The organism is Streptomyces sp. NPDC060366 (assembly GCF_042725135.1).
GTDB lineage: Bacteria > Actinomycetota > Actinomycetes > Streptomycetales > Streptomycetaceae > Streptomyces.
The window spans coordinates 215,216-235,692 of record NZ_JBHXDC010000003.1 but is presented as its reverse complement, the minus strand read 5'-3'; the positions used below and the strand labels follow the sequence as shown (position 1 = coordinate 235,692).

The following is a 20,477-nucleotide window of genomic DNA, read 5'->3' as shown; positions in this document are numbered from 1 at the left end:
GCGGGTGAACTGACCGGGCCGCTTCGGTGAACACTGCCTCAACAAAATGCGGGGCCCGCCGGGGGTTCTCGGGCCTCCCCGTCTCACACTCCGGACCGACGTGGTCAAAAACACCAGGCGCCTCGCGAAACCCGGTCGTAAGCTCGCCGTCATGCAGGTCATCCAGTCAACCAAGCTCGCCAATGTCTGTTACGAGATCCGGGGTCCCGTCCTCGACGAGGCGATGCGGCTGGAGGCAGCAGGCCACCGCATCCTGAAGCTCAACACCGGGAACCCGGCGGCCTTCGGCTTCGAGTGCCCGCCGGAGATCCTGGAGGACGTCCTCCGCAACCTCGGCGACGCGCACGGCTACGGCGACGCGAAGGGGCTGCTGTCCGCGCGGCGGGCGGTGATGCAGCACTACCAGACCAAGAACATCGAGCTGGACGTCGAGGACATCTACCTCGGCAACGGCGTCTCCGAGCTGATCCAGATGTCGATGCAGGCACTGCTCGACGACGGCGACGAGGTCCTCGTACCGGCGCCGGACTATCCGCTGTGGACCGCGTCCGTGTCCCTCGCCGGCGGCACCGCCGTGCACTACCGCTGCGACGAGCAGGCGGAGTGGATGCCGGACCTGGCCGATGTCGAGCGCAAGATCACCGACCGCACCAAGGCGATCGTGATCATCAACCCGAACAACCCGACCGGCGCGGTCTACAGCGACGAGATGCTCCTCGCGCTCACGGAGATCGCCCGCAGGCACGGGCTCATCGTCTGCTCGGACGAGATCTACGACCGGATCCTGTACGACGGCGCGACCCACACCCCGACCGCGGCCCTCGCGCCCGATCTGCTGACCCTGACCTTCAACGGCCTGTCGAAGAACTACCGCGTCGCCGGCTTCCGCTCCGGCTGGCTGGCGGTCTGCGGCCCGAAGAAGCACGCGACCTCGTACATCGAGGGTCTGACGATCCTGGCCAATATGCGGCTGTGCGCCAACATGCCCTCGCAGCACGCGGTGGCGACGGCGCTCGGCGGCCGGCAGTCGATCGACGATCTCGTCCTGCCGGGCGGGCGCATCCTGGAGCAGCGGAACACCGCGTACGACCTGCTCACCCAGATCCCGGGCGTCACCTGCGTGAAGCCGAAGGGCGCGCTCTATCTCTTCCCCCGGCTCGATCCGAAGGTCTTCAAGATCAAGGACGACCGGCAGATGGTCCTCGATCTGCTCCAGCGCGAGAAGATCATGGTGGTGCACGGGACGGGATTCAACTGGCCGGAGCCCGACCACTTCCGCATCGTGACGCTCCCGGCGGCGCGGGAACTGGCGGACGCGGTGACGCGGATCGGAAACTTCCTGGACGGCTATTCGCAGCCGTAGACGGCGGGTCTGTTGACTGGGCTCAACTTTAGACTGATTCCAATGTAGAGTGGCCTCCTGACGACGCCAGGAGGCCATTCCCATGTACGAGCCGATCCGCACCAAGTCGGTACACACCATGGCCGGCGCCGACGCGAACAGCGACTTCCCGCACCGCACCCGCGAGGAGGAGCTGAACATCCAGCTCGCCCGGCACCTCGCGGCGCTGCTGGCGGTCACCGACGACCTGGGACTCACGGACGCGGGAGACGGGATCGCCCAGCAGATCACGCGCCTGCGCGGCGCACCCCCGCTCCGTACGCCGGCGCGGGAATCCGGCCCCGATCCCGTCGTCCTGCACCGGCGGGCGCTGGACCTGGCGGGCCGCGCCCTGGTGGTCGCCGCTTCCCGCGCGGACACGGCGGCGGCGATCCTCACGGCGCAACGCATGGACGCCCACACGGCGGCGCTCCGATCCCTGGAGGAGAAGCCCGCCCAGCCCCTCACCGCCACCCGCTGAGCGGTCGGCGCCGCACCCGAACGGCGGCCGGCCACGGCGACCGGCATGGCCGGCGCACTGTGGCAGATGGCCGGTCCGGGCCCCCGACTGAGAGAGCTCCACTCCCCGCCGGGGCAACCAGGTTAAATCCGGCGAACAGTCGGGAAAAACTTGGCATTTACCGCGTCCAGGGTCTTGTTGCCGTTTTATCTACGCGCGTATCTTGAGCCGATTTCCAGGGTCCTCACGCTTCGTACGCATGTCACACGACTCGCACGCGTACCTCCTGTCACATCCGCAAGAAAGAGCTCTCCGTGCCCCCATCCATACCCCCGGCCCTGCGTGGCCGCCGTGCCAGGGCGATCGCCGTGGCGCTCCCCGTCGGCCTGGCCGCATCGCTCATCGCGCTTCCGTTCACCGCTCAGGCGACGCCCTCCCCCGACGCCGTCATCTCCGAGGTGTACGGCGGTGGCGGAAACTCCGGTGCCACCCTCACCAACGACTTCATCGAGCTGGGCAACACCGGCGACGGTCCCTTCGACCTCACCGGCTGGTCCGTGCAGTACCTGAGCGGCTCGCCCGGCCCCACGTCCAAGTGGCAGGTCACCGAGATCAAGGGCGCCATCCCCGCGGGCGGCAGCTACCTCGTCGAGGAGTCCAAGGGCTCCGGCGGCGACACCCCGCTGCCCGCCCCCGACGCGGCCGGCACCATCGCCATGTCGGCGAGCAGCGGCACCGTCGCGCTCGTCCGCTCGACCACCCCGCTGACCTGCGTGAGCGCCGCCGACTGCGCGGCCGACACGAACATCAAGGACCTGGCCGGCTTCGGCACCGCCACCGTACGGGAGAACACGCCCGCGACCGGCTCCGACAACACCCACTCCGTGGCGCGCAACACGGCGCTCGCGGACACGGACAACAACTCCGCCGACTTCAGCGGCGCGACGCCGTCGCCGCGCAACAGCGCGGGCGCGGGCGACGGCGGCGAGCCGTCCCCCACCCCCTCACCCACCGACACCACCCCCGGCGAGCTGCGGATCCACGACATCCAGGGCACCACCCGGATCTCCCCGCAGGCCGGAAAGACCGTCACCAACGTGCCGGGTGTGGTCACCGCGGTCCGTGTGACCGGCTCGCGTGGCTTCTGGATCCAGGACACCGCGCCGGACGGCGACCCGGCCACCAGCGAGGGTGTCTTCGTCTTCACCGGTTCGTCCGCCCCGCAGGTGAAGCTCGGCGACTCCGTCGTGGTCAGCGGCAAGGTCACCGAGTACTACCCGGGCGGCCAGAGTTCCGGCTCCCAGTCGCTCACCGAGCTGACCGGCCCGACGACCGCCGTCCTCTCCTCCGGCAACCCGCTGCCGCGGGCCGAGTTGATCGGCGCCGGCTCACTGCCCGAGACCTACGCGCCGGACGCGAAGGGACTCAGCATCGAGTCGCTCGCGCTGAAGCCCGGCGGCTACGCGCTGGACTGGTTCGAGTCCCGTGAGGGCATGCTCGTCCAGGTCGGCGACAGCCGCGTGGTGGGCGCCTCCAACGCGTACGGCGAGACCTGGGTCACCACCAAGCCCAGGCAGAACCCGACCCCGCGCGGCGGCACCGTCTACCCCTCGTACGACCAGCTGAACTCGGGCCGTCTGCTGCTCGGTTCGCTGACCGGCGAGAAGGTCACGGCCAATGTGGGCGACACCCTCGCCGGTACGACCAGCGGCCCGGTGGACTACGGCAACTTCGGTGGATACAGCCTCCAGGCGACCACTGTGGGCACGGTCAAGTCGGGCGGTCTCAAGCCCGAGGTGGCGAAGAAGGGCAGGTCCGACGAGCTGTCGGTCGCCACGTACAACGTCGAGAACCTCGATCCGACCGACCCGCAGGCCAAGTTCGACCGGCTGGCCGAGGGCGTCGTCAAGAACCTCGCCACGCCGGACATCGTGAGCCTGGAGGAGATCCAGGACAACAACGGCGCCAAGGACGACGGCACGGTCGCCGCGGACAGGACCCTCGCGCAGTTCGTCGCCGCGATCCGGGCGGCGGGCGGCCCGGCGTACGACTGGCGCTCCGTCGACCCGGCGGACAAGACGGACGGCGGTGAGCCGGGCGGCAACATCCGTAACGTCTTCCTCTTCAACCCGGCGCGGGTCTCCTTCGTGGACCGGCCCGGCGGCGACGCCACCACCGCCACCGAGGTCGTCACCACCGGCAAGCACGGCAAGGACATCACGCTGTCCGTGTCCCCGGGCCGGATCAGCCCGGTCTCGGACGCCTGGAAGAGCAGCCGCAAGCCGCTGGTCGGCGAGTTCACCTTCCGCGGCGAGCAGGTCTTCGTGATCGGCAACCACTTCAACTCCAAGGGCGGCGACCAGCCCACGCACGGCGTCTTCCAGCCGCCGACGCTCGGCTCCGAGACCCAGCGGCTGACCCAGGCGACGGAGGTCCACGACTTCGTCGCCGGGCTGCTCGCCAAGGACAGGAAGGCCAAGGTCGTCGTCCTCGGTGACCTGAACGACTACCAGTTCTCCAAGCCGGTCGCCGTCCTCACCCGCGGCGGAATCCTGACCGACCTGATGGACAAGCTGCCAAGGAACGAGCGCTACAGCTACGTCTACGACGGCAACTCCCAGACCCTGGACCACATCCTGGTCAGTCCGGGCATCAAGAAGCCCGGGTACGACGTGGTCCACATCAACGCGGAGTTCGCCGACCAGGCGAGCGACCACGACCCGCAGGTCGTCCGCCTGAAGTAGGACCCCGACGAGCACGCCGAGGCCCCCGGAGCCGTGAGGGATGGGCTCCGGGGGCCGTTCTCGGAGGGTGGTCGGGGGTGCGTCCCGTGGGACGGGTCAGGACAGGCGGTTCACCAGCGCGTTGTACTCGTCCCACAGCTCCGGCGGCGTGTGCGTGCCGAACGTGTTCAGGTGGGCCGGGACCAGGGACGCCTCCTCGCGCCAGACCTCCTTGTCGACCGTGAGCAGGAAGTCCAGGTCCGCGTCCGAGAGGTCGAGGCCCTTGGTGTCCAGGGCGCCCTTCGCCGGGAGGATACCGATCGGGGACTCGACGCCCTCGCCCTTGCCCTCAAGGCGCTCGACGATCCACTTCAGTACGCGGCCGTTCTCGCCGAAGCCGGGCCAGACGAACTTGCCCGCCTCGTTCTTGCGGAACCAGTTGACGTAGTAGATCTTCGGGAGCTTGGACTCGTCGCCCTTGGCCGTGGCCGTGGCGCCGATCTTGACCCAGTGGGCCATGTAGTCGCCCATGTTGTAGCCGCAGAACGGCAGCATCGCGAACGGGTCGCGGCGCAGCTCGCCCACCTTGCCCTCGGCGGCGGCGGTCTTCTCGGAGGCGACGTTCGCGCCGAGGAAGACGCCGTGCTGCCAGTTGAACGACTCCGTCACCAGCGGTACGGCGGAGGCGCGGCGCCCGCCGAAGAGGATCGCCGAGATCGGGACGCCCTTGGGGTCCTCCCACTCGGGCGCGATGATCGGGCACTGGCCGGCCGGCACGGTGAAGCGGGCGTTGGGGTGGGCGGCCGGGGTCCCGGACTCCGGGGTCCAGTCGTTGCCCTTCCAGTCCGTGAGGTGCGCGGGCGGCTCCTCCGTCATGCCCTCCCACCACACGTCGCCGTCGTCGGTGAGCGCGACGTTCGTGAAGACGGAGTTGCCCCACATCGTCTTCATGGCATTGGCGTTGGTGTGCTCACCGGTACCCGGCGCGACGCCGAAGAAGCCCGCCTCCGGGTTGATCGCGTACAGCCTGCCGTCCTCGCCGAACCGCATCCACGCGATGTCGTCGCCGATCGTCTCGACGGTCCAGCCGGAGATCGTGGGCTCCAGCATCGCGAGGTTGGTCTTGCCGCAGGCCGAAGGGAAGGCCGCGGCCACGTACTTGGACTCGCCGCGCGGGGGCGTGAGCTTGAGGATCAGCATGTGCTCCGCGAGCCAGCCCTCGTCGCGCGCCATGACGGAGGCGATGCGCAGCGCGTAGCACTTCTTGCCCAGCAGCGCGTTGCCGCCGTATCCGGAGCCGTACGACCAGATCTCGCGGTCCTCGGGGAAGTGCGAGATGTACTTGGTGGAGTTGCACGGCCACGGCACGTCGGCCTGGCCCGCCTCAAGGGGCGCGCCGAGCGTGTGAACGGCCTTGACGAAGAAGCCGTCGTCGCCGAGTTCGTCGAGGACGTGCTGCCCCATGCGCGTCATCGTGCGCATGGAGACCGCGACGTACGCGGAGTCGGTGATCTCGACCCCGATCGCGGAGAGCGGGGAGCCGACCGGGCCCATGCAGAACGGGACGACGTACATGGTCCGGCCGCGCATCGAGCCGCGGAAGACGCCCTGCTCGCCGGTGAAGATGTCGCGCATCTCCGCCGGGGCCTTCCACTTGTTCGTGGGGCCCGCGTCCTCCTCCTTCTCGGAGCAGATGAAGGTGCGGTCCTCGACGCGCGCCACGTCGGTGGGGTCGGAGGCCGCGTAGTACGAGTTGGGGCGCTTGATCGGGTCGAGCTTCGTGAACGTGCCCTTCGCCACGAGCTCCCCGCACAGGCGCTCGTACTCGGCCTCCGAGCCGTCGCACCAGACCACCCGGTCCGGCTGGGTCAGAGCCACGATCTCGTCGACCCAGGAGATCAGCTCCTGGTGGCCGGTCGGGGCGGTGGGAGCCACGGGATTGAGGGGGTCTCCGTTGGAAATCCCTGCGTCGCGCGCCACGGTTACTCCTTGGTGAGGGTTTGTAGGTGTATGCCCCGTGGGGGCTGCGACCCGGATGCTTCGTTACCGCTCATCCGGTGCCGACCGCACTCATTTGATCATCCGACGCCCGCGCCCATCTGTCCAGAGGGCCGCACACGTGAGCATCGCCACTCCGCCCCGCTCCCTCCCGCTACGCGGGATGTCGGGCCTGCCACACAGCCACCCGGAACCTACGGTCCCGTAGGTAGCATGAGCGCATGACTTCTCCCGCGTCCGACTCGCTCGCGAACCCCCAACCACCCGAAGGGGGGCCGACCGAGATCCAGCTGCCGACCCCGGTCAAGCCGATGATGCGCGGCTGGTTGCACATGGGGATGTTCCCGGCCGTCGTGATCGCGGGAATCGTGCTGATCGCCATGGCCGACTCCACCAAGGCGCGGGTGGCCTGCGCGATCTACGTCGCCACGGCCTGCCTGCTCTTCGGCGTCAGCGGCGTCTACCACCGCGGCACTTGGGGCCCTCGGGGCGAGGCCGTACTGCGCCGGCTCGACCACGCCAATATCTTCCTGATCATCGCGGGCACGTACACCCCGCTGACCATGCTGCTGCTGCCGGACTCCACCGGCCGGACGCTGCTCTGGGCGGTCTGGGGCGCGGCGGCGGCGGGCATCGCGTTCAGGGTCTTCTGGGTCGGCGCCCCGCGCTGGCTCTACACCCCCTGCTACATCGCGATGGGGTGGGCCGCGGTCTTCTTCCTGCCGGACTTCATGCGTACGGGCGGGATCGTCGTCCTCGTCCTGATCATCGTCGGCGGGCTGCTCTACAGCGCGGGCGGCGTGATCTACGGGCTCAAGCGACCGAACCCGTCACCGCGGTGGTTCGGCTTCCACGAGGTCTTCCACTCCCTGACGCTCGCCGCGTTCGTCACGCACTACGTCGGGATCTCGCTGGTGGCCTACCAGCACTCCTGACCAGGCCCGCCGCCGAAGCGGCTCCCCCGCGCGATGCCGGACAATAAGCGGCATGGCCGCTTCCGCACCTCCCCCTCCCGGCGACGACGCGCCACAGCCCCGGCTGGGCCTGCGCGAACGCAAGAAGCTCAAGACCCGCGTCGCGATCCGGGAGGCGACGTACCGGCTCATCGACGAGCAGGGCTACGAGACGACCACGATCGAACAGATCGCGGCGGCGGCCGAGGTCTCCCCGTCCACCCTCTTCCGCTACTTCCCGACGAAGGAAGACATCGTCCTCACCGACGAGTTCGACCCCGTCATGGAGGCGGCCGTCCGCGCCCGCCCTGCCGGCGAGCCGCCGCTGGAGGCGGTGCGGTCCGTGCTGCGGCAGACCGTCGAGACGATCCTCGAAGACCAGCCCCGGGAGTTCGGCCGGCGCAGCAGACTGATGCTGGAGATCCCCGCCGTACGGGCCAGGATGACGGAGACGATGGCGGAGACCTCGCTCCTGCTGTCCCGCGCCGTCGCGGACCGCACGGGGCGCAAGGAAGGCGACCTGGAGGTCCTGGTCTTCACCGCCTCGGTGCTGGCGGCGCTGCGCGAGGTGACGATCTACTGGGCCGAGCACGGCCAGAAGGACGATCTGGCCGTGCTCGTCGACCGCGCGCTCGACACGCTCAAGGGCGGACTCGCGCTGTAGAGGCGGTCCGGATCGGATCTGCCGGGTCCGCCCGTTGGGGCGGTTCGCCCTCGATCGCCGGACAGGCTCAATTGCCGTCCAGGACTAACTCGCGCACGCCCTCCCGTCCCCGTCCGGGTCCAGACGCAGTGGGTCGTCCTTGCCGTTGACCTTCAGCGCTCCGTAGCCGTGCGACGCGAGCCAGTCGCAGCGCGCCTGCGTCACCGTCTTGCGCTTCGTCGCCTTCACCGCCTGAGGGAAGACCGTCGGCACGCAGACGTTGGCCGAGCCGTAGTGCCGGTCGCAGCCCGAGATCTGCGGGCTCACCGGCACCGAACTCCGCTTCTTCGCGGGCTTCTTGGCGGGCTTCGCCAACTCGCCCGCGAAGTCGTGATGTTGGCCGTGCGCCGACTTCTCCGCAAGCGCCGCCGGGCCGCCCAGCTTCACCCACTCGGCCACCGACGGGACCCCGTTGGCGTCGACCGCGAAGAGCATGTACCACCCCGGCGGCGCCAGATTCGGATTTCCCGTCACATTCAGGTCGACGGTGTTCCCGTCGACCGTCAAAGGCAGGTCCACGAACCGCTGGTTGGGGTCCGACGAGTGCGTCACCGCGGCCGGCCGGATCAACTCGGCCTTGGCGATGGGCCGGTCGACGGTGATCCGCTGCGTGTCGCCGTAGTTCCACTCCGGGTCGATCAGCGAAGTGATCTCCGGGCGCGGCCCCTTGAAGAGATACGGCGGTGTGTAGAGCGACACCTGGTGGTTCCAGGAGCCGTTGCCCGGGTTGTCGCCCGTCGTCATCACCCGGCCGTCGGGGAGCAGGAACGCCGACGAGTGGTAGCCGCGCGCCTCCGGGTCGGTGGCCACCACGTCGTACGTCTCCGTCACCGGGTCGAAGACCGAGGTGGAGAAGACCGGGTTGGCCCGGTTGTGCAGCGCGCCGCCCGTCTCCAGCACCTTGCCGTCGGGCAGCAGCACCGCGGAGCCGTACATCTTGCCCTGCGCGCCGGTCTGCGGCTGCGGCCCGCCGGGGCCGCCCAGGTCGACGGTGCCCTGCGGCAGCGGCGGCCCGGCCCGGTACTGCGGGTTCGGCTCCTTCAGGTCGATGATGTCGGTGAGCCGGTTCGCCTCCGGGTTGGAGTCGATGTTCCCGCCGCCGATGGTGAGCACCTTCTGGTCCTGGGCGGGGGGCAGCAGCACGCTCGCCGACTGGTCGCGCTCGTCCTTGTCCCGCAGGCCGGGCACGTCCGTGACGGTGTTGGCGTCGTAGTCGTAGATCGAGGAACCGGTGCCGGGTGTGCCGTTGCCGAAGGTGTGACTGCCGGTGTAGAAGAGCCGGCCGTCCTGCATCAGCACCATCGCCGGGTACAGACCCCAGTACGACCAGGTCTGGTTCACCTGCCAGAGCGGCAGCCACTCCTCCTCGGCGGCCGACCACCGCTCGGCCGTCACCGAGCCGGACGAGTCCTCGCGCAGCCCGCCGAAGGACAGCACGTCACCGTTGCCCATGATCGTGGCGGACGGGTACCAGTGCCCGTCGTTCATGTCGTTGGTCCTGCTGTACGTCTCGGTGGCCGGGTCGAAGACGTACGAGTCCTTGTAGCCCTGGTAGCCGATGGTGCCGTCCGCCGAGGGATAGCCCTTGTTGCCGCTCATCACCAGCACGCGGCCGTCGGAGAGTTGCACATGTCCGGAGCAGAACATGTCGTCGGGCGTGGGGATCGTCGTGTACGTCCCGTCCTCGGGGTCGTACACCGCCGAGGTGAAGGTCCCGGCCTCGAACCGCTCCGGGTCGTTGCCGGAACCGGCGATCAGCAGCACCTTGCCGTTGTTGAGGACCACCGAGTGCATGGAGCGCACCGGGTTCTCGGTCTCCAGCACCTCCCAGCGGCCGTCGGCGCAGTCGGCGGCCGTGCCCGTGCACTCCGGGTCGGGCGCGGGGACGGTGACCTCCTCCATGCCGTAGTCGTCCGTGGTGGCGCTGCCGGTGCCGAAGACGGAGACGCCCCAGCTGATCCGGTCGGTGCCGGGCGGTACGACGGGGGTACGGACCTCCGCGCGCTGGTAACCGGCGCTGAGGTCAAGGGTCTTGAGGTCGGTCCAGTACTGCCAGCCGGCCGTCGTGTCGTGCCGGAAGAGCGTGATCGCCGCGTCCGGTGTCGTCGACTTGTACCAGAGGGAGAGGTCGTACTGCTTCCCCTCCTCCACGGCGGGCGCGCACGCCGCCGACTCGGTGACCAGCGCCTTGCGGTCGCCGTCGACCCGCCGGGTCAGCTCGACCCTGAGCGCCTTGGTGCCGCTGTGCGCGTCGGCGACGGTGGCGAAGGTGAAGTCGTTGTCGCCCCAGCCGGACTGCGACCAGCAGTCCGGCATCGCGGCGCCGCCTCCGGCGCCGGGGGTCTCGAAGCCGGGGTTCTTGACGAGGTTGGGACCGGCGGTGGCGGGCTGCTGGACGCTGAGCAGCAGCCCGGCGGTCATCGCGGTGACGGCGATCAGCGCGGTACGGCGGCTGCGCCGGGCGGGTGGTCTGCGGAAGGGGGTCATCGGCCGCTCCTCTCGGTACGGGTGGCGGAGAGGGTGCGGTCCGCGCCGGCGCCCTCCGGCTCGGCATCGCGTCCGCGCGAGCGCGAGCGCCCCCGACCCCGCTTCGGCAGGTACACCAGCGCCTCGGTCCCGGCGAACCGCAGCACGAACGTCGCGAGCAGCGCCAGCACCGTCGCGGGCATGACCGCCATCCCGAACTCCCCGACGAGCAGGGCGATCAGCGGTATCCGCAGGAGCAGATCGGCGTTGGCGAGCAGCGCGAAGCGCCCCACCCGGTCCGCCCAGTGCCGGTGGGCCCGCCGGCCGCGGAACAGCAGCAGTTCGATGAGGACGAAGTTCCACGCCACCCCGAACTGGTTGGCGACGATCTCGGCCGGCAGATAGTGCATGCCCGCGCCCGTCAGCCCGTACAGCGCCAGGAGGTTCGGTACGAAGCCGGTCAGTCCGATCAGCCCGAAGGCCACCATCCGGGCGAGGGGCGACGCCGTGCGCAGTTCGACGAGATGCCGCAGGAACCGCATCCCTTCCCTGGCCGTCGACTTGGACTCGCCCGCGAACCGGTCGCGGAAGACGAACGGCACCTCCGCGACCTGCTGCGGCCGGCACCGTACGGCCAGTTCGAGCAGGATCTTGTAGCCCAGCGGGCGCAGCGCGTCCGCGGTGACGGCGCTGCGGCGGATGGCGAAGAAGCCGCTCATCGGGTCGCTGATGCCGCGCAGCCGGCGCGGGAACAGGCCCTTGGTCAGCCAGGTGGCGGCGCGCGAGACGGCGACGCGGTAGCCGCCGGCGAGTCCGGCCCTGCTGCCGCCGTCGACGTATCTGCTGGCGACCACGAGATCGGCGTTCGACCGCTCACCGGCGGCGACCAACTCCGGTACCAGGGACGGCGGATGCTGGAGGTCGGCGTCCATGACGACGATCCATTCGGAGCAGGCGGTGCGCAGCCCCTCGACGACCGCGCCGCCGAGGCCGCCGACCGGTTCGTCGCGGTGGATGACGGCGACGGGGAACGGGCAGTCCTGCGCGGCCTCCTCGATCGCCTCCGGGGTGCCGTCGGTGGAGTCGTCCACGAACAGCACCTCGCACGGCAGCCTGGACGGTACGGACTCCGTCAGCTGGCGCAGCAACTCCCGTACGTTCGCCGCCTCGTTGAACGTCGGGATGATGACGGTGACGGCGCCGGGCTCGGCCACCGCCGTCGACTCCAGCTCCACGTCGCCGAGTTCACCGGTCCCCCGGGGAGGGACAGGAAGAATGCTCATCGTTCGCCTCCCTCGGCTCCGGCGGTTCCCGCGACGTCCGCAGCGTCCGTGATCCGGCGGATCTCGATCCGGTCCTCGCCGTCCCCGAAGACGGCCACGGCTTCGGAATGGTTGAGCGCGTCGCGCACTCTTGGCAGGTCACGGGCATCGCGCCGGACGGTCGGTGACGCCACGACGTAGTCGATGTCGCGCCAGCCGCCGGGCATCGTCTTCGTCACGGCGGGGTCCAGGTCGGCCTTGTAGAACCAGATGGCGCCGAGCCCCGGCCGGTATCCGGCGTGCACCAGGTCCAGCCACATCGCGTCGTCCACCAGGACGCGGGTGCCGGCCGGGTCGGGGACCTCGGTCGCCATCCATGAAGCGGCGGCCCGGTAGGGGGCGTTGGCGTCGGCGGTCAACGCGGTGCGGTTGCCCTCGTACCAGCGGGGTGCGACGTACGCGGCGGAGGCCGCCACGAGCGCGACGACGGCCGTCCACCGTACGGCGGTCAGTCCCCGTGGCTCGTCCGGCCGGCGTCCTCTGCGCAGCAGCGCGTGCGAGACGCTGGCCGCGCCCCCCGCGAGCATCAGGGCGAGGAACGGCAGCCCCTGGATGACGTACATCGCCGGGAGGTAGCCGGAGGGGCGCATCGCGACGGCGGTGAGTATCGCCACGGCCAGGGCGGGTCCGGCGAGTGCCCGCGCGGTGACGGACCAGCGGACGGTCAGGAGCAGCAGAAGCGCGCCGGCCATGCCGCCGAGCAGCAGGATCCGGTCGTAGTAGAGCCATGACCGCAGGACGCCGTGCGAGCCGGATCCCGTGTCGAGGACGAAGCCGGAGCCGGGCCTGCTCATCTGGTACGTGACGCCGTCCCACAGCGACACATGGCCGTCGCCGGGCAGCAACTCGCCCTTGAGCAGGGCGAAGAGAGGATACGAGAGGCCGATGAGCGCGCAGGCCGTGATGGCTCCGGTGACCGCGAACTTACGGGTGTCGGGGTGACCGTTGCGCCACATCGTGACCAGCACGGCGGGCAGCACGATGAGCATCGTCTCTTTGGTGAGCACCCCGACGGCGGCGGCGATTCCGGCGGCGAAGTGGTGCCACAGATGCCGGTTGGGCGACGCCGCCAGACAGAAGGCGAGGAGCATCCACATGACGGCGATGTTGTCGAGGAAGATCTCCCGTTGCAGCACGACCGAGAGCGGGGAGAGTCCGAACAGCCCCATCGCGAGTGCGGCGGCCCAGCGCGGCAGCCACAGACGCCGGGCCAGTATGTAGAGCAGTACCGCGCTTGCCGCGCTGACCAGCAGCATCGCGAAGCGCATGGCGCCGACGGTCATCGATTCGGGCGCGATGAGCGAGGGCAGCCAGGTGAGCGCTGCTATCTGGATCCAGCCGAGCGGCGGGTGGTCGTACCAGTAGGTGTAGTGGGCGAGTCCGTCGCCCTGCTGGACGGCCCAGGCCTGGGCGAGATAGGTGCCCTCGTCGTCGCTGAGGGTCGGGTAGTGCTGGATGTTCCAGCCCTGGACGGCCATGATCACCAGGAGCAGGGCCGCGCAGAGGACCAGATCGGCGCGCGAGGTACGGAAGCGTACGACGGGCCGTATGAGTAACCGCCGCTTGTCGTGCGGCCGTTGGTCGAGCTGGTGCTGGTCGGGTCGCTGTTGGTCGAGTTGGTGCTGGTCGCCCGTCCCGGCCTGGCCCGGTGCGGGCCTCGTGCCGGGGGCGGTCGTCCTGCCCGGGGCAGGGGGGATCTTCGCGGGGACGACTTCGGTGGTCCGGCCGGTGGCCGTCTCCGTCGCCTCCGCGGGGAGGGTCGAGGTCACGCGTGGATGTCCTCTCGGGTGAGATGCGCGCCGACATGGCTGGTCAGCTCCCAGTCACGACGGCCACGCTGCTCGCGCCACACGGCGCGGACGGCCGCGCCGGCCAGCAGCACCTGGTAGAAGGGGCCGCCGACGACGAGCTTGAGATAGTGCGCGAGCCGGACCTTGAGTCCGTACTGCTTGCCGAAGTCGTGGAGCCCTACGAGCTCGAACACGAATGTCACCAGCGCGGTGACGGCCGGCAGGAAGGTGACGAAGGCGATCCCGACAGGTACGTCGAGGAAGAGCGCGATGGCCACGTTGAGCGGGATGACGACGCCGGTGGTCGCCTGGAAGAAAGGTGTCATCAGTGTGTAGCGGGCAAGCAACCGCTGTCCGGGCGTGGGCAGTTGGCGCCAGTCGTTCTTCCGGTAGACCTGGAGGAAGCCCTGGTTCCAGCGGGTGCGCTGCTTGAGCAGCGACACCAGCGAGTCGGGCGTCTCCTCGCGGGTGACCATGTCGGAGTCGTAGGCGACGACGACCTTCTTGCCGATGCTGGAGAGCCTCACGCCCAGGTCGCAGTCCTCGGCGAGGCAGTCGGGGTCCCAGCCGCCTGCGGCGCGCAGCACGTCGGTGCGGACGAAGACGGTGTTGCCGCCCAGCGGGATGAAGCCCTTCTGCGCGTGCAGGTGGAGCCGGCTGCGGAACCAGAAGAAGTACTCCAGGCAGTTGCGCAGGCTGTACCAGCTGGAGTGGAAGTTGATCAGCTGGACGCCGCCCTGGACGACATCGGCGCCGGTGGAGCGGAAGGCGTGGTCGACATGGGTGAGCAGCTCCGGGTGGACCTGGTCCTCGGCGTCGAAGACCCCGACCACCTCGCCGGTGCAGTGCGGCAGCGCCGTGTTCAGCGCCTTGGGCTTGTTCTTCGCGAGATGGGTGTCGACGACGACCCGGACCCGGGCGGGATCGCGGGCGGCGGCCCGCTCGGCGACCTCCGCGGTCTCGGGGTCGTCGTGCCCCACGATGACGATGATCTCGAAACTGGAGTGGCTGGATTCCAGCAGCCGCTCGATGGTGTGTTCAAGGACCGCCTGTTCATGACGGGCGGGCAGGAGCAGCGAGAACGAGCGTGCCGGCCCCCCGTCGGGCCGGTCGAATCGTGTCGCCGCCAGCGTCTCCGGCGTACGCCAGGCGTGCATCTGCCACCACAACGTGAACGCCGCCATCCAGAACAGCGCCAGCGAAATGGCAGCGATGAATACGGACGTGACCACATGGCCCCCCTCGGCCAAGGGTGAACCGCGGCAAGGCCCCCCTGGCCGCCGGTCCCCCCGGTATCACCCTGTACGCATGCCCCCCATGCGCACTTACTGCGTGCCCTTCGTGATGAAGATAGGGGGGAAGTGTGACGACAGAGGGGCCAATTCGATGAACTCTGTGATTACGTCCGATTTTGCATGCTTCACAACCGGCCCGAACTGTGCGTGCGGAGCGGTCGTTGCTACACGCGTACGGTCAACTGCTCCGCGAGGACGTCCACTTCGGTGGTCGGCATCGAGCAGACGAAGCCCCGGCACACATACGCGGCGGCCCGTCCGTCGACCAGCGGCCGGTCCGCCAGCAGCGGGAACTCCGCCTCACCGGGCGCCTCTTGGCCCGACGGTTCACCGACCGCGACGACGGCTCCCGGCGCCGTCCCGAGCAGCGCCGTACGGTGCAGCTCGGCCGTCGCGGCGTCACCGCGCGGACCCACCACGGCGACTTCGCGCGGTCCGTCGAGCAGCGCCTCGGCGACGGCGAGACCCCAGCCGATGAAGCGCGGAGCGCGCGGTCCGAGCGCCTTGACGACGCCGAGGGCCCCTTCGGCGGCGGTGCGGTGGGCCTCCGAGCCGGTGTGGGCGGCGTACGAGAGCAGGGCTCCGGCGGCCGAGGTCCAGCCGGACGGGGTGGCGTTGTCCGTCGGGTCCTGGGGCCTGCGGATCAGCGGCTCGGCGTCGTGCGCCGTGTCGTACAGGGCGCCGCCCTCGCCGGTGAACCGCTCGATGACGGTGTCGAGGAGGAATCCCGCGAAGTCCAGCCAGACGCCTTCGCCGGTCACCCCGGCGAGCGCGAGGAAGCCCTCGGCGACATCGCCGTAGTCCTCCAGCACACCGGCGTTGGAGCCGACATGGCCGTCCTTGGAGGTACGGGCCAGCCGCGTCGTCTCGTCCATGTGCACCCGCACGAGGAGATCCGCGGCTTCGGTCGCCCGTTCGACGAGATCCGGCCGTCCGAAGTACGCGCCGGTCTCGGCGAGCGCGGCGATCGCGAGGCCGTTCCAGGCGGCGACGATTTTGTCGTCCCGCTCCGGGCGGGGCCGGGTGTCACGGGCCGCAAGGAGCCGCTGCCGTACGGAATCGACCCGCGCCGCGTCCACGACCCCTTCACCCTGCGGGAGTTGGAGGACCGAGGCGCCTTCCTCGAAGGTGCCTTCCTCGGTCACGCCGTAGTAGCGGGCGGCGAACTCCGCATCGTCCTCGCCGAGTACGTCCGTCAGCTGTCCGGGTGTCCAGGCGTAGTAGGCACCCTCGGCGCGCTTCCCGGTACCGTCGTCGCTGTCCGCGTCCAGCGCGGAGGCGAACCCGCCCTCGGCGGTGCGCAGTTCACGCACCATGAAGTCGGCGGTCTCCAGCGCGACCCGCCGCGCGAGATCGGACCCGGTGGCCCGCCACAGCCGCGCGTAGGTGCGGCAGAGCAGGGCGTTGTCGTAGAGCATCTTCTCGAAGTGCGGAACCACCCACTCGCGGTCGACCGAGTAACGGGCGAACCCGCCGCCGAGCTGGTCGTAGATCCCGCCGCGGGCCATCGCCTCGCAGGTGTCGGAAGCCATCTGGAGCGCGCCCTCGGCCCCGGTACGGGCGTGGTGACGGAGCAGGAACTCCACCACCATGCTCGCCGGGAACTTGGGCGCGCCGCCGAAGCCGCCGTGCTTCTCGTCGTAGTCCCGCGTCAGCGCGAGCAGCGCCTGCGCCAGTTCCTCCTCGCCGGGCACGCCCTCGCCCCCGTGTGCGAGGGAGCGCCCTGCGAGTTCTCCTACGATCCGGCCGGCGACCTCGCCGACCTCCGCACGCCGGTCGGTCCAGGCGGAGTTGACGCCTTCGAGGACCTGCCGGAAGGACGGCATGCCGTGCCGGGGCGCGGGCGGGAAGTACGTACCGAAGTAGAACGGCTCCGCCTCCGCGTTGAGGAAGACGGTCATCGGCCACCCGCCCTGCCCCGTCGCCGCCTGCACCGCCTCCATATAGACGGCATCGACGTCGGGCCGCTCCTCGCGGTCGACCTTGACGCTGACGAAGTGCGCGTTGAGGTACTCCGCCGTGGCCTCGTTCTCGAAGGACTCGTGGGCCATGACATGGCACCAGTGGCACGCGGAGTAGCCAACGGACAGCAGCACGGGCACATCGCGCCGCCGGGCTTCCTCGAAAGCCTCCGGCGCCCAGGGCCACCAGTCGACCGGATTATCGGCGTGCTGAAGCAGATACGGGGACGTGGCTTTTGCAAGGCGGTTCGGCATACGACCATCCTCGCTCACGGCGCCGACGAAAACGGTCGGCGGCTCAGCCACGCGGCCCCGGCGCGGCTCAGAGCGGGCCGCGCCCAATCCTCGAAGGAGATCGCCGTGGCCTCCGAGACGGTGGCGCCCGCGTGGATCAATGCGCGGATCAGCGCGGAGCAGTACGACTCCTGGTCCGAGGAGCAGTGCGCCGGCATCGAGATCGTCGACGGCCGCGGCGCCCTTCTCCGTCACCGTCGATCTGGGAACCGTCTGACAGCGCCGGAAGATCATCCCCTGGTGACCGAGCACAGGGGAAAGCAACAGAAGGGTGCGCCCTCGCCCCCGTGTGCGAGGGAGCACCCTTCTGGTTCTGCGCAGGTCAGGTGTGGGGCTGGTCAGCAGCCGCCGCAGTTGTAGAAGGTCACGTCCCAGTGGTTGACCTCGTTGTAGTAGATGTTGCCGGCGCCCGACTGCCACTTGCTGCCGCCGATGGAGGTGAACGTGCCGGTGACGTAGTTGGTCAGGCAGCTCGACATGGCGAAGTCGAGCTTGTAGCCGTTCCAGTGGCTGTAGGTGCCCGACGCGTGGCCGGTCTCCGTGCCGCCGGTGACGGTCAGGCCGCAGCCGCTGGCGTTCTTCAGGGTGATCGCGCCCTGGATGGAGGCGGAGTTGACCTGGTCGAGGGAGGTACAGGTCGGGTTGTTGCGGTTCGAACAGCCGCCGCTGGAGCGGATGCCGATTCCGGCGTTGCTGAGCTGGGCTGCGGCGGTGGCGTGGCTGAGCTTGGCCAGCGCGCCCGCGGGAGCCTTGGTGTCGGCGGGGGCGGCCTGGGCCGCCGCGGGGAACGAGAACGCGAGGGCGAGAGCGGAGATGCCGATCGCGGCGCTTCTGATGACCTTGTTCACGGTTTTTCCTCTTCGGTGGGGGACGGGGAGGTTCAACTACGCGCGTAGCATGCCGAACCGCACCGATCCCCCGCGAAATCCCAACTCGCCCTGACAGAGCGTCAGTTGAGCCTCACGTGGGTGGCGCCGCCGGTCATGCACAACAAGATTGCACATCTACGCGCGATGCGTAAGACGGTGCAGCAACTTGCCGGTTGGCCCTTCAATCCGGCGCGCCGCTCTGCCGAGAGGAGATCTCCGCACGGCAGAATCGCTCGCCTCCGCCGGAGCCGCGTCCGCAGGGTGGAGTGGACCGGCCGAGGTGGGTGAGCGCCCGCCGTCGGGGGCCGGGTCATGGAGGAAGACATGCTCTCGACCGTTCCACGGCTCGCGGCGGCGGAGACCGCCCCGGCGCCGTTCGACGACCAGATCGCCGGCCGCCTTCAGCACGGCAGGATCGTGGTGCTCGGCGAACAGGTGGACGACGCGATCGCCAACCGGATCTGCGCCCAGCTCCTGCTCCTGTCGCAGGAGGACCCCAAGCGCGACATCGTCCTGTTCGTGAACAGCCCGGGTGGCTCCGTCCACGCCGGGATGGCCATCTACGACACCATGCGGTTCATCCCGAACGACGTCGCCACACTGGCGATGGGCTTCGCGGCGAGCATGGGCCAGTTCCTGCTCTGCGCGGGGACACCGGGCAAGCGCTACGCCCTGCCGAACGCGCGGATCATGATGCACCAGCCGTCCGGCGGGCTCGGCGGGACGGCGGCCGACATCGCCGTACAGGCCGAGAATCTCGCGTACACCAAGCTGACCATGCAGAAGCTGATCGCGGAGCACTGCGGGCAGAGCCTGGAGACGATCGCGGCCGACCAGCGCCGGGACCGGTGGTTCACGGCGGAGCAGGCGAAGGAGTACGGCTTCGTCGACCGCGTCGTACGGAGCGTGGCGGAGCTGGGCGGTGACGCGGCGAGCGGGTTCGGCTTCGAGCCCGCGGCCGCCACCGGCGGTACGGGCGCCACCGGCAAGGGGGCGGCGGCATGAGCGGGCAGTACACCGTCCCCGTCGTCGTCGAGCGGACACCGAACGGCGAGCGCTCCTACGACGTCTTCAGCCGGCTGCTCTCCGAGCGGATCATCTTCCTCGGCACGTCGATCGACGATGGCGTCGCGAACGTGATCATGGCGCAGATGCTCCATCTCGACCACGAGAGCCACGACATGGACATCAACCTCTACATCAACTCCCCCGGCGGCTCGGCCACCGGACTGACCGCGATCTACGACACGATGCAGTTCGTACGGGCCGACGTCGCGACCGTCTGTCTCGGCCAGGCGGGCTCCGGCGCCGCCGTACTCCTCGCGGCGGGCGCGCCCGGCAAGCGGACGGCGCTCCAGCACTCGCGGGTACTGCTGCACCAGCCGTCGACCCAGGGGCAGGGTGAGGCGGCGGACCTGGAGATCCAGGCGGCGGAGGTGCTGCGCACGAGGGCCGAGATCGAGGACATCCTGTCGCACCACACGGGTCAGAGCGTGGAGCGGCTGCGGGAGGACACCGACCGGGACAAGTACTTCACGGCGGCGCAGGCCAAGGAGTACGGGCTGGTGGACGGAGTGATCACGACCCGCGAACTGGCGGAACGCGGGCAGTAGGGGATGCGGTGGGGCGGGCCGGTGGGCGGGCCGCCCTCGGTCGCCGGACGGGCGTGACCCGCCCGTCCGGCGGTCACGCCGCGAGCAGCAGGGCCTCGGTCCGGCCGCTCCGGCCGCCCCGCCCGGTGGACCGGTGCGCGGTGGCCCACGGCGTGGACAGATCGGAGTGCAGCGCGCCCACCAGGTCGACCAGATGCAGGCCGAGCGCGCGGCAGACCGCCGCCAGCACCTCGGACGACGGCTCCTTGCGCCCGCGCTCGATCTCCGAGAGATACGGCAGCGACACCTGCGCCCGGTCGGCGACGTCCTTCAGCGTGCGGCCCTGGCGCAGCCGGGCCCGGCGCAGCGCGGCCCCCACGAGGTCCCGCATCAGGGGCTCGTCGGGCCTGTCGCCCCGGCCGGGAACGGGAACGGCACGCAGGACGCCTTCACCCATGGTTTCCTCCGTCAGCTGTGGACCGGCACGACACCCGCCGTCCCGAGCGTAAGCCGGGCCCCTCCCCCGGACCACGCACCGGCGCCCCCGACCGGGCTCTTTCCGCCGCGGGCGTAACACGGGCGCCGCGCGGGCAAGACGTACAGGCACCCGTACGCCGAAGTACGGGCACACGTACGCACGGGATACGCGCGCAGGCACCCGGCTCCGGAC

15 protein-coding genes and 1 pseudogene are annotated in these 20,477 nt (G+C 69.9%); 8 read left to right on the top strand and 8 right to left on the bottom strand.

The genetic code is table 11. From position 1 onward, the window contains the following. Positions 1-151: 151 nt before the first annotated feature. The 3 genes from ACFWHU_RS09995 (at position 152) to ACFWHU_RS09985 (ending at position 4,585) form a co-directional block, all read left to right on the top strand. Positions 152-1,363, top strand: a complete 1,212-nt coding sequence (locus ACFWHU_RS09995; RefSeq protein ID WP_387224562.1) for a pyridoxal phosphate-dependent aminotransferase — start codon at positions 152-154, stop codon at positions 1,361-1,363. An 82-nt stretch (positions 1,364-1,445) separates the two neighbouring features. Continuing rightward, the gene (locus ACFWHU_RS09990) at positions 1,446-1,862 is read left to right on the top strand and encodes a hypothetical protein (RefSeq protein WP_387224561.1); all 417 of its coding nucleotides are present in this window, start codon (positions 1,446-1,448) and stop codon (positions 1,860-1,862) included. A 293-nt stretch (positions 1,863-2,155) separates the two neighbouring features. Next, positions 2,156-4,585 carry an endonuclease/exonuclease/phosphatase family protein gene (locus ACFWHU_RS09985; protein WP_387224560.1) on the top strand — a complete coding sequence of 810 codons (2,430 nt, stop codon included), beginning with the start codon at positions 2,156-2,158 and terminating at the stop codon, positions 4,583-4,585. Between the two features lie 96 nt (positions 4,586-4,681). Here ACFWHU_RS09985 and ACFWHU_RS09980 read toward each other — a convergent pair whose 3' ends face one another. Next, entirely contained in the window at positions 4,682-6,544 is a 1,863-nt protein-coding gene (locus ACFWHU_RS09980; protein WP_385791202.1) for a phosphoenolpyruvate carboxykinase (GTP), read from the bottom strand. 239 nt (positions 6,545-6,783) lie between these two features. Here ACFWHU_RS09980 and ACFWHU_RS09975 point away from each other — a divergent pair, with 239 nt between their 5' ends. Both ACFWHU_RS09975 and ACFWHU_RS09970 read left to right on the top strand, forming a co-directional pair. Further along, on the top strand, positions 6,784-7,497 hold the full coding sequence (locus tag ACFWHU_RS09975; RefSeq protein WP_387224559.1) for a hemolysin III family protein: 714 nt from the start codon (positions 6,784-6,786) through the stop codon (positions 7,495-7,497). 52 nt (positions 7,498-7,549) lie between these two features. Further along, positions 7,550-8,179 carry a TetR/AcrR family transcriptional regulator gene (locus ACFWHU_RS09970; protein WP_387224558.1) on the top strand — a complete coding sequence of 210 codons (630 nt, stop codon included), beginning with the start codon at positions 7,550-7,552 and terminating at the stop codon, positions 8,177-8,179. Positions 8,180-8,263: 84 nt separating this feature from the next. Here the strand turns inward: ACFWHU_RS09970 and ACFWHU_RS09965 are convergent, their stop codons facing one another. The 5 genes from ACFWHU_RS09965 to ACFWHU_RS09945 form a co-directional block, all read right to left on the bottom strand. Then, positions 8,264-10,639, bottom strand: coding sequence for a galactose oxidase-like domain-containing protein (locus ACFWHU_RS09965; RefSeq protein ID WP_387224822.1), 2,376 nt, complete (start codon positions 10,637-10,639; stop codon positions 8,264-8,266). Between the two features lie 62 nt (positions 10,640-10,701). Further along, on the bottom strand, positions 10,702-11,967 hold the full coding sequence (locus tag ACFWHU_RS09960; protein ID WP_387224557.1) for a glycosyltransferase: 1,266 nt from the start codon (positions 11,965-11,967) through the stop codon (positions 10,702-10,704). Next, on the bottom strand, positions 11,964-13,775 hold the full coding sequence (locus tag ACFWHU_RS09955; protein WP_387224556.1) for an ArnT family glycosyltransferase: 1,812 nt from the start codon (positions 13,773-13,775) through the stop codon (positions 11,964-11,966). The genes ACFWHU_RS09960 and ACFWHU_RS09955 overlap by 4 nt, the downstream gene beginning before the upstream one ends. After that, entirely contained in the window at positions 13,772-15,028 is a 1,257-nt protein-coding gene (locus tag ACFWHU_RS09950; RefSeq protein WP_387224555.1) for a glycosyltransferase, read from the bottom strand. Before ACFWHU_RS09950 ends, ACFWHU_RS09955 begins: the two co-directional genes overlap by 4 nt. 227 nt (positions 15,029-15,255) lie before the next feature. Beyond that, positions 15,256-17,307 carry a thioredoxin domain-containing protein gene (locus ACFWHU_RS09945; RefSeq protein ID WP_387224554.1) on the bottom strand — a complete coding sequence of 684 codons (2,052 nt, stop codon included), beginning with the start codon at positions 17,305-17,307 and terminating at the stop codon, positions 15,256-15,258. Between the two features lie 105 nt (positions 17,308-17,412). Between ACFWHU_RS09945 and ACFWHU_RS09940 the strand changes: the two are divergent. Continuing rightward, a pseudogene (locus ACFWHU_RS09940) lies at positions 17,413-17,547 on the top strand (Uma2 family endonuclease); the annotation flags it as partial. A 137-nt stretch (positions 17,548-17,684) separates the two neighbouring features. Here the strand turns inward: ACFWHU_RS09940 and ACFWHU_RS09935 are convergent. After that, on the bottom strand, positions 17,685-18,194 hold the full coding sequence (locus tag ACFWHU_RS09935; protein ID WP_387224553.1) for a hypothetical protein: 510 nt from the start codon (positions 18,192-18,194) through the stop codon (positions 17,685-17,687). 345 nt (positions 18,195-18,539) lie between these two features. Here ACFWHU_RS09935 and ACFWHU_RS09930 point away from each other — a divergent pair, with 345 nt between their 5' ends. After that, entirely contained in the window at positions 18,540-19,220 is a 681-nt protein-coding gene (locus ACFWHU_RS09930; RefSeq protein ID WP_387224552.1) for a ClpP family protease, read from the top strand. After that, entirely contained in the window at positions 19,217-19,828 is a 612-nt protein-coding gene (locus ACFWHU_RS09925) for an ATP-dependent Clp protease proteolytic subunit (protein WP_385791216.1), read from the top strand. Before ACFWHU_RS09930 ends, ACFWHU_RS09925 begins: the two co-directional genes overlap by 4 nt. 73 nt (positions 19,829-19,901) lie before the next feature. Here ACFWHU_RS09925 and ACFWHU_RS09920 read toward each other — a convergent pair whose 3' ends face one another. Next, positions 19,902-20,264, bottom strand: a complete 363-nt coding sequence (locus ACFWHU_RS09920) for a helix-turn-helix domain-containing protein (protein ID WP_385791218.1) — start codon at positions 20,262-20,264, stop codon at positions 19,902-19,904. Between the last annotated feature and the right edge of the window lie 213 nt (positions 20,265-20,477).

Excerpts from the sequence above, each read along its gene's own strand:
- ACFWHU_RS09995 (WP_387224562.1), top strand. The coding sequence starts at position 152 with ATGCAGGTCATCCAGTCAACCAAGCTCGCCAATGTCTGTTACGAGATC.
- ACFWHU_RS09990 (WP_387224561.1), top strand. The coding sequence starts at position 1,446 with ATGTACGAGCCGATCCGCACCAAGTCGGTACACACCATGGCCGGCGCC.
- ACFWHU_RS09975 (WP_387224559.1), top strand. The coding sequence starts at position 6,784 with ATGACTTCTCCCGCGTCCGACTCGCTCGCGAACCCCCAACCACCCGAA.
- ACFWHU_RS09970 (WP_387224558.1), top strand. The coding sequence starts at position 7,550 with ATGGCCGCTTCCGCACCTCCCCCTCCCGGCGACGACGCGCCACAGCCC.
- ACFWHU_RS09965 (WP_387224822.1), bottom strand. The coding sequence starts at position 10,639 with ATGACCGCCGGGCTGCTGCTCAGCGTCCAGCAGCCCGCCACCGCCGGT.
- ACFWHU_RS09960 (WP_387224557.1), bottom strand. The coding sequence starts at position 11,967 with ATGAGCATTCTTCCTGTCCCTCCCCGGGGGACCGGTGAACTCGGCGAC.
- ACFWHU_RS09945 (WP_387224554.1), bottom strand. The coding sequence starts at position 17,307 with ATGCCGAACCGCCTTGCAAAAGCCACGTCCCCGTATCTGCTTCAGCAC.
- ACFWHU_RS09930 (WP_387224552.1), top strand. The coding sequence starts at position 18,540 with ATGCTCTCGACCGTTCCACGGCTCGCGGCGGCGGAGACCGCCCCGGCG.
- ACFWHU_RS09925 (WP_385791216.1), top strand. The coding sequence starts at position 19,217 with ATGAGCGGGCAGTACACCGTCCCCGTCGTCGTCGAGCGGACACCGAAC.
- ACFWHU_RS09920 (WP_385791218.1), bottom strand. The coding sequence starts at position 20,264 with ATGGGTGAAGGCGTCCTGCGTGCCGTTCCCGTTCCCGGCCGGGGCGAC.